This is a genomic window from Microbulbifer litoralis (genome assembly GCF_023634065.1).
Taxonomy (GTDB): Bacteria; Pseudomonadota; Gammaproteobacteria; order Pseudomonadales; family Cellvibrionaceae; genus Microbulbifer; species Microbulbifer litoralis.
In genome coordinates, this window is record NZ_JALKCV010000013.1 from 15067 (window position 1) to 27918 (window position 12852).

At 61.9% G+C, this 12852-nt stretch carries 5 protein-coding genes; all 5 read right to left on the reverse strand.

The genetic code is table 11. From position 1 onward, the window contains the following. Nucleotides 1-44 precede the first annotated feature (44 nt). The gene (locus tag MWN76_RS16740; protein WP_250463405.1) at nucleotides 45-1055 is read right to left on the reverse strand and encodes a LacI family DNA-binding transcriptional regulator; all 1011 of its coding nucleotides are present in this window, start codon (nucleotides 1053-1055) and stop codon (nucleotides 45-47) included. A gap of 429 nt (nucleotides 1056-1484) precedes the next feature. Beyond that, nucleotides 1485-7001 (reverse strand): carbohydrate-binding protein, encoded by a 5517-nt coding sequence (locus tag MWN76_RS16745; protein ID WP_250463407.1) that lies wholly within the window; start codon nucleotides 6999-7001, stop codon nucleotides 1485-1487. 286 nt (nucleotides 7002-7287) lie between these two features. After that, nucleotides 7288-9327, reverse strand: coding sequence for a glycoside hydrolase family 97 protein (locus MWN76_RS16750; protein ID WP_250463409.1), 2040 nt, complete (start codon nucleotides 9325-9327; stop codon nucleotides 7288-7290). 293 nt (nucleotides 9328-9620) lie between these two features. Further along, nucleotides 9621-11132: a tryptophan halogenase family protein gene (locus tag MWN76_RS16755; protein ID WP_250463410.1), complete on the reverse strand. Its 1512-nt coding sequence runs from the start codon at nucleotides 11130-11132 to the stop codon at nucleotides 9621-9623. Next, nucleotides 11129-12646: a tryptophan halogenase family protein gene (locus MWN76_RS16760; RefSeq protein ID WP_250463412.1), complete on the reverse strand. Its 1518-nt coding sequence runs from the start codon at nucleotides 12644-12646 to the stop codon at nucleotides 11129-11131. The genes MWN76_RS16755 and MWN76_RS16760 overlap by 4 nt, the downstream gene beginning before the upstream one ends. Nucleotides 12647-12852 lie beyond the last annotated feature (206 nt).

Below are 12852 nucleotides of genomic sequence, written 5' to 3' on the forward strand. Positions count from 1 at the left end.
TGAGAAGGGGGCCCCGTGGGGAAGAAGCGATGGAACGGCGGTGTTCAAGCCGGCGCCGGCCCGGTGCTTTTCCGCACCACCAGCCGGTGGGGCAGTATGCGGTTGCAGGCGGCCATTTTCCGGCCCTTCAACTGCGGCAGCAGCAGCTCCATGCACTCGATGCCGATTTCCGTCATCGGCTGGGCGACGGTGGTCAGGGCCGGGTAGCAGTATTCGGCGTAGGAAATATCGTCGAAGCCCATCACCGAGATATCCGCGGGAATGCGGTAGCCCATGTCGTGCAGGGTCGCGAGGCAGCTCATGGCCATCTCATCGCTGAAATTGAAAATCGCGCTGGGGCGGTCCCGCAGTTCCATCAGTTTGCGGGTGGCGCGCTCGGCGTCGCGCAGACCGTAGTTACCGGCCTCGACCAGGGTTTCATCCACCGGGATACCCGCCCGGTGCAGCGCGTAGCGGTAGCCTTTCAGGCGGTCCTGGGTGCTGGGGGATTTCAGGTGGCCGGTCACCGCGGCGATGCGTTTGTGGCCGAGGGAGAGCAGGTGGTTGACCGCCTCCTCCGCCGCGGCCACATTGTCGATATTGACCCTGGGCAGGCCGGGCAGGTCGATGGGTTCGCAGGCGTTGACCATCGGCGGCAGCTGGTCTTCCAGCGGGATTTCCGGGTCCACGTCGATCGGCAGGTTGGAGCAGAACAGCAGTATGCCGTCCGCCTGGCGCGAGCGGGCCATGGCGGCGAAGGAGCGCTCGCGGCTCTCCAGTTCCTGGGTGTCGCCCAGCAGCAGCGAGTAGCCGTTTTCCAACGCGATACTCTCGATGGCGCGGATCACCGGGTAGTTGAAGGCACTGGTGACGTCGGGAATGATCGCCACCAGATTGTTGGTCTTCGCCTTGCGCAGGCCGGCGCCCAGGTTGCTGGGGGTATAACCGGTGCGGCGGATGACTTCCTGCACCAGGTTGCGCTTCTCCTCGCTGACCAGTTCCGGGTTGTGGATGACCCGGGACACGGTGGAAGGGGATACATTCGCCGCTTTGGCAATCTCGATGATTCCGGTCATGGCGTTTTCTCTCATTATTATTTTTCATGTACTCGAGTTTCGGAGTTGGGAAATGTGGCAAGTTGGCACTGAGCCGGGTGGAGTGGCCCTTTGCGGGACCTTATGAGACAGGGATGTCGATTAGAGCGTACAGGGACGTATTCACCGCGTGTCCCGCAAAGGGCCACTCCACCCGGCGCCCCGGCCCGCGCCCCGAAACTTGATTGACGATGATAGCGGGACTCCGAAACGAACGCACTGTCGGCACCGGAGTTAGGATGAATACCTGGTTTCAGGTCGGTATTGTGGGATGAGATACGGCGGTGGACCTGGATAGGGATCACGTTTCCTAAATTTATCCGCAGGACACCTGAGAATTTTCAGGATTCCGGCATTGGCGGGACAAGAGAGGGGCGCGTATGCGCCCCCCGCCAGACCGGTTGTCGCCGGTTATTGCAGGATCAGGTTGAAGCCCGGCTGGATAAAGATGGTGTCCGGGTGGGCCACATTACTGGTGGTCCAGTTGTCGATGGTCACGGTGCCGTTACCGGTATAGGAGAAAAATGCGGCCCCCGGGTGCGGCGACGAAAAGCGCGACGTGGTCACACCGTCGAGGCCGGTGCCGTCGATGGCGATATCGTTGAATACCACACCCTCGAAGCCACCGCCGTAGCCCACCTGGATGGCGCTGCGCTGGGTATCGTAGATATCGACCCGCGACACGGTCACATTGCGGATCGGGTTCGAGGAGGCCTCCAGGTCGATTGCACCGCGCTCGCCGTTGTACAGGTCCCGGCTGGTGCCGCTGCGAATGATCGTGCTGTCGGTAAATTCAATTCCGCTGTTGTTCTGGAAATGATAACCGGGAAACACGGTATTCATGCGGAAACCGGAACCGCCGACGGTATCCACGATCAGGTTGTAACTGGCCTTGTGGCCGCTGCCGCCGAAGAAGGCCACCGCCGCCGCGCGCCAGTTGTTCTCGATCGTGTTGTGCGTGAAATGGTTGTTCACCCCCGCCGGCGCGCCGTTCACATTGCTGGTCCACACCGCCAGACCGTCGTCGCCGTTGTTGCGCACACTGCAATTGCGCACTGTGCTGTTGCTGGTGCCCTGGGCGAAGTTGACGCCGTCGGCCAGGTTGTTGCGGATACGGCTGTGCTCGATCAGCAGGTTCTCGGCGTGGATCGCCGGCGTATGCGCATAGTCGCCCACCCAGAAGCCGGCCTCGAAATGCTCCAGCCACACATTGTGAATGCGCGAGTCGTTGCCGAAATTATCCATAAAGCCCTTGTAGATGGCGTTCTGGCTGTAGCGCGAGCGCAGGTTGGAGTTCATGTACACATGGCTGAAATCCAACTGGCCGAGAATGCGCAGCGAGATACCGCCGCTGGCGGCGTTGGCATTGGTGAACTGCAGGTTACTGTGCCAGATACCGGCGCCCATGACGGTGAGATCCTGGATCATATTGTCCACACTGCCCACCTGCCACATATCACCCAGGTGGAAAGTACCGGCCGGGATATACAGGCTCTGGCCCGTGGACACGGCCTGCGCCACCGCGCTCTCGAAGGCCGCCAGGTCGTCGGCGCCGTCGTTCGCCACGGCGCCGAAATCGGTGACCGCCACCGAGTTGCCCGGCTGTGCAATCGGCGCGGGCACGTCTTCGATTTCCAGGAAATCCACCCCGTACTCGATGGCATCGCCGCCTTTCTGGATGCGGATCACATCGCCCGGCTGCAGCGGTGTGGCCAGTTTCCAGTGCACCTCGTCGAAACGGAATAGCGGCCGGCCGCCGCCGGGGGCATCGTTGGGATGGTCGCCGGAGAAATACTGCCAGGCGTAGTAGGAGGTCAGCGGCACCGTCTGCGCGAAGTCGCCGTTGACGTAGACATCCAGCGAGCCGTCCAGGCCCATGCCATCGCCGGAATCCGGCATGGTAAAGCGCATGGTCACGCCGGCACCGCCCTCGCCGTCGCGCACCGTCCACTCGGCGTAGGCACTGCCGCCGGGCAGGGCGATATAGCTCTGCTCGCTGGCCTCCGAGGCGACCAGGTCCTGGTCGAAGGTCGGCGCCGTGCGCAGGGCCGCGCCGCCGCCGATGCTGGCTGCATAGGTATCGTAGCGGTCGTAGGGCATGGCTGCGCCGTGGCTGTCATCCGGCTCCGGGTGCGGATTACCGGAGCCCGAGCTGCCCCCGGAACCCGAGCCGGAACTGGAACCGGAACCCGAGCTGGAGCTTGAACTCGAGCTCGAACTGGACGTGGAACCACCGGAGCTGGAACTCCCGGAGCTCGAGCTGCTGGAACTTGAGCCCCCGGAACTGGAACTCCCGGAACTGGAACCGGAATCATCAAAGCCGTTGATGGTGATATGGAAATCCGGCGACTCGTCCTGGATGTTCACCACATTGTCGAACATGGTCAGGTTGTTGAATTCCACATCGCCCACCGCCGGACCCTGGCCGGCCTCCGGCATCGGGTTGGACCAGATACCGAAACCCGAGCGGTTTGGATACTGCGGATCCAGGCGCGCGCCGGAAATGGTCACATCGGTAAATACCGTATCCTCGAACACATTCTCGTGCTGGCTGCCGGAATACTTGGTCTGGAACATGATGCCGTGGTAGGTCGGGTCGACGATTTCCAGATCGGAGATGCGGATGCCGCGGAAGGTATCCGAGGCGGAGAAGAGCCACATCGCCGGGAACACCTGGTCGCCCCAGAAGTGGCCGCCGGCGCGCAGTATGGTGATGCCCTCGAAATTGGTCGTGGGCGAATACTGGAAGCCGGTGAACGGATAACTGAAATCCAGCGAACTGATGGTGACACCGCTGTAGGTCAGTGTGTCCTCCACCTGGATATTGCGGAAAGTATTGCCCTGGCCACCGTAACTGGCGAGGCCGGCGGCGCGCCACGGTGTCATCGCGGTCAGGTTCTCGTACAGGTTGTCCTGCACGATACCGCCGCCGTTGTCGGTGGCCGCAAACAGCGCAAAACTGTCGTCGCCGGTTGTGCGTGCCTCGTTGTTGGAGACGTGGTTGCCGCTGCTGCCGTTGGTGAAGTTGAGGCCGTCGGCAAAGGTGTTGCGGATGCGCGAGTTGCGGATGGTGGAGTCGTGCACGCTGGCGCCCCAGAACATGCACACCTGGTGTTCCACCCACAGATTGTCCAGCGTCATATCGCGCACGCCGTTGAAATCGAATACCTTGCCGGGGCCGTCGATGCGGTCGACGTAGTTGCCGAAGAAGGCGAAGTTGGCAAAAGTGGAGCCGTTGGCGGCGCTGCTGACGGCAAAGCCGGCATCGGTATTGGTCTGTGTCGACGGCGTGTAGAAGCGGGTGTACCAGGGGCCGGCGCCGACAATTTTCAGCGGCTGCTGGGTTACCTGGAATTTGTAGTTGGTCTGGTAATCACCCGGCGGCAGGTAGACGCCCTCGGCGCCGCTGCTGGCGGCCGTGGTAATCGCCTGCTGCACCGCCTGTTGGCTGGTGCCGCTGGGGGTGACGAAGTTGGCTGGGTCCGGATTCGGGATCGGCGCCACCAGCTCCAGGCTGATAAAGTCGATCGCGTACTGGCTGCCGTTCTCCTGGTCCTTCTGCAGGCGGATGCTGCTGCCGGCGGGAATCACCCGGTCGAACATCAGGTTGGCTTCGTCGTAGATATGCCGCGGCGGTCCGGCGCCCGGGTTGTTCTGCGGCGCGGCTTCGTCACCGTAGAGCCAGGCGTGTTTCGACGTCAGCGACAGCGCCTGCTCGAACTGGCCGTCCACGTACACGTTCAGCGTCGCCGAAGTGCCGCCGCCTCCGGGTGCGTCGGGGATCGAGAAGCGGGTGACCAGCGTGTTGGTATCGGCGGCGGTGGTGAATTCCACATAGGCGCCGGTACTGTTCAGGGTTACCGCGCTGCGGCCGGAGGCCTCGCCGGCCAGGTCGCCGATGGTGCGGTTCGGGGCCAGCACCTGGGCGCCGCCGCCGGTTACGCCGTTTTCCGCCTGGTAGAGATCGTAGGGCATGCTGGCGCCGCGCTGGGTCGGATCCGGCTCCGGGCCCTCGGCCTGGGTCGTGCCGGTGACGGTATTGCTCACTGGCGAGGTGCCGAAACCGTTATAGGCGCGCACGCTGTAGCTGTAATCGGTGTCCGGCGTCAGGCCACTGTCGGCAAACGAGGTGGCGCTCACGTCGGCGACCACACCGCCGTCGCGCAGGACTTCGTAGCCGTCCGCCAGTGGCGAGGCCTGCCAGCTCAGAAACAGCGTGGTGCTGGTGCCGCCGGCGACGACCAGGTTGGCCGGCGCCTGCGGCGGCACCGGATCCGGATAGCCGTAGACTTCCACTTCGGAAAACTGCGCCGCACTCCAGCCGCTGTTGGCGGAGACATTGAGGCGGATATAGCGCGCGGCGGTTTCGGCAAAACCGGCACTGGCGGTATTGCCGCTGGCCGGATCGAAGATGTAATCGGCGGGCTGGACTATCGGTGCAAAGTTGACACCGTCGCTGCTGCCGAGAATCGCCACCGTCTGGGTGCGGGTTTCCCAGGCCGCATCGGCGGGCAACTTCATGGTCACCTGGCTGACGAAATGGGTCGATCCCAGGTCGATGGTGGCCGACTGCGGCAGCGCGCCGCTGCTTTCCCAATAGCTGGACGGGTCGCCATCCACCAGGTTGCTTGCCGGCAGGTGGCCCACCGCGGAGGTGGCGCTGACGGCCTTGTCGCCGGCCACATTGTCGTCGGTTGGCGGTGTGCCGCCGTCGGTGGTGGCGGAAACCGCGGCACTGTCGGCGGAGTTGCCGTTGCCATTGTAGGCGCGCACGCGATAACTGTAAGTGGTGTCCTGGGCCAGGCCGGAATCCGTATAGCTGGTGGCACCGGTGGAGCCGACTAGGGCACCGTTGCGCAGTATTTCGTAACCGTCGGCGCCATCCGCGCTGCTCCAATTCAGCGTCACGGTGCTGACGGTGATGTCGCTCACCGCCAGGTTCTGCGGAATATCCGGTAGCAGTGGTGGCGCGTCGCTGCCGAACTGCAGCCAGTTCAGGTTCAGCAGGCCCTCACCGCTGCCGTTGAACACCAGGTACAGGTCGTGGCTGCCGCTGGCGTTGATGCTGGCGGTTTCGGTCACCCAGTTCTGCCAGCCGCCGGTGTTGCCGACATCGACGGTGCCGACCAACTGGCCGCTGACGCCGTCGAGCCTGAATTCAATGCTGCCGCCGTTGCCGCTGGCGACCCGCGCCTCCACACTGCTGGCGCCACTGGCAAAATCGACATTGTCGAAACGCAGCCAGTCACCGGCCTCGACCCAGCCGACATTGCTGCCGCCGTCGATATCGCCGGTGGCTTCGAGTTGGATACCGGACATGGCGTCGTAGCTTTCCGCTTCAATGCGCGCGAAGGCATCGCGCGGTCCGCTGTCACTGTCCCCGTAAACTTCAAACTCGGAAACCTGTGCTGCCGGCCAGCTGCTGTTGGCGGTTGCCGTAACGCGCAGGTAGCGAGCGTCGGTTGCCGCAAAGGCGACATCCACCTGGTTGTTATTCCCGGGAGCAAAGCTGTAGCTGGCGCTGGCGACGATGGTGCTGTAACTGCTGCCGTCCGCACTGCCGGTGATGGCCAGGCTCTGGTTGCGGGCTTCCCAGGTCGCGGGCAAGGAAAGGGAGACGCTGTCCAACGTTTTTACACTGCCCAAGTCTACTGTCAGAGACTGCGGAAAGGCGTTGTTGGCGCTTTCCCAGTAACTGCCCTGGTTGCCATCGTTGGCGTTTGCCGCGATATACACATCGGCATGGGAACTGGCAGTGATCGGTGCGCCCTGGGCCAGGTTGGTCTGCGCCTGGGCTTGGAGGCCACCGAACAGGTTGCCGGCGAGAAGAAATGCCAGCGCGCCCAGTCGGGATATTCCGGGGCGGTTGCAAGACGGGTGGCTGAGCGCCCGCCTCCCCGTTTTCGTCCTGTTGAGTGTTGCTTTCATCATCGAATCCTCGAATCGTTATTTTTTATCATTACTTCCATGATGCTGCGGAACAACGCAGCGGAGTGCCGCGCGGCGCACAGCGACCGCGTGGTGTCACCTCCGGCGATTGCCGGACTACAGGTAAATTGGGACTGCTGGCTGCTAAAGGAATGAGCCGGATTGGATATACAGCTGTGTGGAACGGTTTTCAGGATGGGTGGCGGAACGCCGAGATACCCTCATCACCGGAATTTCATCACGTTATCTGCAAGGTGTGCACGGCACACCTTGCGAAATGGAACTTTCATTTTGATTCCGCTGCCAGCCTGATGGCCATGCCGCCGCCGGGCGCCAGTCGTGTGCGGATTTTGTCACCGGCGTTGACGCGGCGGCTTTCGATCACATAGCTCTCCGGATTAGCGCGGTAGTCCGCCTTTTCGCCATCCCGGTAGATGGTGGCGGTATAGCTTCTGCCGGTGTCGAGAAAATCCAGGTCCAGTGCAACATCGCGGGCTTTTTCATTGGTGATGGCGCCGACGAACCAGTCCTCGCCGCCGCGGACCTGGCGGGCGATGGCCACGTGCTGCCCGATGTCGCCGGACAGCACGCGGGTGGTTTCCCAGTCCACGGCCACGTCCTTGATAAACTGGAAGGCATCGGGATACTTGCGGTAATTTTCCGGCAGGTCCGCGGCCATTTGCACCGGCGAATAGATCACCACATAGAGTGCCAGCTGCTTGGCCAGCGTGGTATTGACCTGGTTGTCGGGGCGCGAGGGCAGGGTCAGGTCAAAAATGCCGGGAGTGAAGTCCATCGGCCCGGCCAGCATGCGTGTAAAGGGAATGATGGTGGTGTGGTTCGGCGGGTTGCCGCCGTCCTCGGCCCAGGCGTTGTACTCCTGCCCACGAGCCACCTCGCGGGATACCAGGTTGGGATAGGTGCGGCGCTCGCCGGTATCCTTCACCGTCTCGTGGGCCACCACCATCACCTTGTGCTCGGCGGCGGTGCGGGTCACTTTCCCGGCGTGCTGCACGAATCTCTGCCCGTGGTGGTAGTTGTTGTTTGTCAGGAGTTCACCGGTTTCTACATAGCCGGTCTTGACTGCCTTCATACCGTGCTGCTGCAGGAAGTCGTAGGCTTCTTCGAGTTGGCGTTCGTAATTATCGGTTTCCGCGCCGGTTTCATGGTGACCGATAAGATATACCCCCCTGTCGCTGGCGTAGCGGCTGAGTGCATCCACATCGTAGTCGGGGTAGGCCTCGGTAAAGCGGAAGGCGCCGCCGCCGTGATTCCACCACTCGCCGTCCCAGCCGCGGTTCCAGCCTTCTACCAGCACACCATCGAAGCCGTTCTGTGCGGCGAAGTCGATATATTTCTTTGTGTTCTCGGTGGTGGCGCCGTGTTTGGGGCCGGAGTGCCAGGTGCCTTTTTCCAGGTGCAGCTCCCACCAGATGCCGACGTACTTGCCCGGATGCACCCAGGAGACATCGCCGAGTTTATTGGGTTCGTTCAGGTTGAGCGTCAGGTAGGAGGTGATCAGGCCGGTTTCACTGTCCGCCATCTGCACCGTGCGCCAGGGGGTGGAGAAGGGCGTGCGCGCTTCGACTTTTACCGGGCTGCCCTTGTGGATGGGCACCAGCGCCGCTTTCAATGAGTGGCCTTCGCCGCGCAGGTTCATGGTGGCGTAGTCTTTCAGCACGGCCTCGTGAATGGCCAGTGCCGGTCCCCGCTCTCGGGTCAGTGTCAGCGGCGTGTGCACCAGCTCGACCTGCTCCAGTGGGGTATTCCTGGTCAGGTACTCGTACTTCTCCCCGGCCAGGGCCGGCGTCCACCAGGCGGAATAGTCGCCGGACAGGTTGAATTCGCTCAGTTCGTCGAGGATTTCCACCCGGTCGAGATTTTCCTGTTCCGGCAGCCGGTAGCGAAAGGCAATACCGTCATCATAGGCGCGAAAGACCAGCTCCATCCGACGCGCCGGTGCAGCACTCTCGCTCAGGGTCAGTCGCATTTCGTTGTAGTGGTCGCGAATCAATCGCTGCTCGCCCCAGGGTTGCTCCCAGGTAGTGTCGGCGGAGCTGCGATCGACCTGTTCCACCACCATACCGTCGACCAGGTCGGCGGCGCGGCGGAAGTCGAACCCGAGCAGGGAGCGGTCGATCGCCGCCTGGCCATCATACTTTGCGCTGTAGGACGGCTGGCCCGATTCGGTCAGCCCGAACTCGAGAGTAATGTCGCCGGAGGGGGAGGCCAGCCGGTATTCGACTGCGGCAGTCGCGTGGCAGAAACAGAGCAGTGCGGCGGAGTGCAGCACTGAAAGTGATCGACCGGTTATTCTTCTGTTCATTGTTCTCATCATTCCATTCTTCTCGCTGAACCGTTTGGCGGAGTTTCATCTGCCAGCTGCAAAAGATGTTAATCAGCGGGGTTTGTCACTGTCCATCAACTGAAATCGTTTTCAGGCCGTGAATTGCGTGAAAACGATTTCAGTCGCGCAGGTATCTATCTATTTATTTAGAAGCCTGGTTTCGACGATCAGTCGAGAATTTAAAATGCAAAAAAAGCCCCGCCTAAAAGACTGTGCGGGGCAGGAAGGAGAAGACTCGGAGAGCCTCGACGTACAAGCAAAAAATCGGGGGATCAGGCTGGTGCAATCTCCGCTGCGGCGCAGTGTTTTGCAATAAAATCCTCGTGCCTGGGCAACTGCTGGATAAAGTCTTGCAGTGCGCGGCGATAATTGGCGAGATGATTGCGGGTGGTGGCATAATCGAAACTGTTGACCAATGGTGAATGGGAAGCGGGCCGCAATCCCATGCCTTCACAGACCGAGCGCCAGCTCGCCACGGAAAACAGCGGCTCGATCGATTCCGGCACGCCGCCCTGGACGCGGAAATAGTCCACGGTTTCACGGAGCGTCTGCGGCCAGAGCATCTCCCGGCAGTAACGCCAGAATGCGGTGTCGTCGCGCTCGGTCAGGCAGTAGTGCAGTACGATAAAATCGCGGATCTCCTCATACTCCAACCCCATGCGCCGGTTGTATTCGCGCATCAGCGCCGGTTGGCAGTTGCGTTCGGGGAAATGCTGGATCAGGTGCACCATGCCGCGCACAACCAGGTGGATGGCAGTGCTCTCCAGCGGCTCGATAAAACCGGACGCAAGGCCCAGGCCCAGGCAATTGCCTTTCCATGGCTCCCGCCTCACCCCTGTCTGAAAAGGGATCACTCGCGGATCGGTAAGAGCCTTGCCGTCCAGTTGTGCCATCAGCGTATCCATCGCCTGCTGGTCACTGCAGAAATCACTGGCGTAGACGTAACCGTTGCCGGTGCGGTGCTGCAGCGGAATTTTCCAGCTCCAGCCGGCAGCCTGGGCGATGGCGCGGGTATAGGGTGGAGGCGGTTCGGTATTCTCTGTCTGGACCGCGATGGCGCGGTCGCAGGGCAGGTATTCGGACCAGTCGATATACTCGGAGCCCAGCGTCTGCCCGAGAAGCAGTGCGCGGAAGCCGGTGCAGTCGATAAAGAAATCGGCGCGGCGCTCGCGGCCGTCCTCGAGAACCAGGCTGTCGATAAAGCCATCGTCGCGCTGGCGCACCTCGAGCACCTTACCCTCGGTGCGGCGCACGCCCCGGGCCTCGGCGTAGTTCCGCAGGTAGCGGGCGGCCAGGCTGGCGTCCAGGTGCAGCGCGTAGCGCGCTTCGGAAACCGGTGTCCGCTCCGCGCCCTGGGGCAACACGAAACGCCGGTGCCGGGCCATCAGCGAGCAGGGGGAGAAATCCTGCAATGCAAAATCGTCTCCCTGTTGGCAGGACTTGAGCCAGTTCTGGTAGAAAACATACTCGTCCATATTGGCGCTGATAGCACCGAACGGGTGGAAATAGGATTCGCCCTGTCGGCGCCAGTCGGAGAACTCGATGCCCAGCTTGAAGCTGGCATTGGTTTTGCGGATAAAATCCTGCTCGTCGATATTGAGCGACTGCAGCAGCTCGAGAAACGGCGGAATCGTGGATTCGCCCACGCCGATAGTGCCGATCTCCTCGGATTCCACCAACTCGACGGCGACCTCCTCGCGGGAAAACTGGTTGCTCAGTACCGCCGCAGCGATCCAGCCGGCGGTGCCGCCGCCGACGATGGTGATATGCCTGATGGGGTTCATGTTGCGGCTCCGGCGTTTATTTCGGTCGCGCAGTGTTCGCGGATAAAAGTGCTGTGGTGCGGCGCGCTGTCGACCGCCTTGCGCAGCGATGTGCGCATGGCCTCCAGGCTCTGCCGGACCTGTTCCGTGGGAAAGCGGTCCACCCGGATGTCGTGGTGTTCGGGCAGGTGCTCAAAGCCGGCAAATAGTGCCAGCCAGCTGGGCTCGTGGAATATTTCCCAGCGGTAGTTGACGATATGGCCGCTGGCGCTGAACAGGTCCAGCTTGTGCTGCAGCGTGTCCGGAATGGGCATATTCCTGCAGTAGCGCCAGAAGTCGCTGTCGTCTCGCGCCGTGGCCTTGTAGTGGAAAATCAGGAAATCCCGCACGCGTTCGTATTCCTGTGCCGTGGTGTGATTGAATTCCTCGATAACACTGGGGTGGATATCGAAATTCGTCATCAGGGTCTTGATCCGCTCGATGGCGGTTTCAATCAGCGCGATGCTGGTGCTCTCCAGTGGCTCAAGGAAGCCCGCCGCCAGGCCGATGGCGATACAGTTCTTTTCCCAGGCCCGCTCGCGACGCCCGGGTACAAAACGCAACTGGCGTAGTTCGCCAATCAGTTCACCATCGATGTTGTCGCGCAGTATTTTTTCGGCGCTGTCGTCTGCGATAAATTCGCTGGAATAGACATGGCCATTGCCGTCCCGGTGCTGCAGCGGAATCTGCCACTGCCAGCCGGCACTGCGGGCATCCACCCGCGTGTATGGGTTCGGCGATGTTCCGCGCTGGCTCTGCACTGCCAGCGCGCGGTCGCAGAGCAGCCACTGGCGCCAGTCGCAATAGCCGACACCGAGTGTTTCGCCGATCAGCAGGCCGCGGAAGCCGGAGCAGTCAATAAACAGGTCGCCGGCGATGGAGCGGCCGCATTCGGTTTCCAGCGCGCGGATACGGCCGTCGTCATACTGGCTCACTGTGTGAATGGTCGCGTTCACCGCGGTCACGCCTTTGTCTATGGCGTAGTCGCGCATCAATCCGGCGAACCGGTTGGCATCGAAGTGCAGTGCCCAATCGAATACCGAAAGTGTTGAGGGCGGGTTGCGGGAGGGCAGGGTAAATTTGCCGGACCCGGCCAGGGACGCGCCGAGACAGTATTCGCCCAGCGGCGCCGCTTGGCCGAGGGCGCGCATCTTGAGCCAGAACTGGTGAAAGTCGATACCCTGTACCCGCTCGCCATAGAGGCCGAACGGATGCATGAACGAGGAGTCGGGCCTGTGCCAGTCGTTGAACTGGATTCCCAGCTTGCAGGTGGCGCCGGTGGCCCGGATCACGTCCAGGTCATTCATACCCAGCTGGTGATAGAAATCGCGAATGGTGGGAATAGTGGCCTCGCCGACACCGACGGTCCCGATACTGGAAGACTCCACCAGCGTGATCTGTGCCAGGCTACCGAAATGTTGCGCCAGCGCCGCCGCTGTCATCCAGCCGGCCGTGCCGCCGCCGGCAATAACGATGCGGTTGTTCGAACTGCACATCTGCTGCTTTCTCTCTTGTTATTATGTAACTCAAGTTTCGGAGTTCGAGGCGCCTGCGGATGACACAAGCTGGAGCGGGGTGCGCCTTTCTGGGACTGTCTGCGAGAGGGACCTCGCAGACAAGCCTACAGGGACGTATACACGGCGTGTCCCAGAAAGCCGCACCCCGCTCCAGCTCCCCGAACTGAACTCCGAAACCTGAGATG

Excerpts from the sequence above, each read along its gene's own strand:
- MWN76_RS16740 (WP_250463405.1), bottom strand. The coding sequence starts at position 1,055 with ATGACCGGAATCATCGAGATTGCCAAAGCGGCGAATGTATCCCCTTCC.
- MWN76_RS16745 (WP_250463407.1), bottom strand. The coding sequence starts at position 7,001 with ATGAAAGCAACACTCAACAGGACGAAAACGGGGAGGCGGGCGCTCAGC.
- MWN76_RS16750 (WP_250463409.1), bottom strand. The coding sequence starts at position 9,327 with ATGAACAGAAGAATAACCGGTCGATCACTTTCAGTGCTGCACTCCGCC.
- MWN76_RS16755 (WP_250463410.1), bottom strand. The coding sequence starts at position 11,132 with ATGAACCCCATCAGGCATATCACCATCGTCGGCGGCGGCACCGCCGGC.
- MWN76_RS16760 (WP_250463412.1), bottom strand. The coding sequence starts at position 12,646 with ATGTGCAGTTCGAACAACCGCATCGTTATTGCCGGCGGCGGCACGGCC.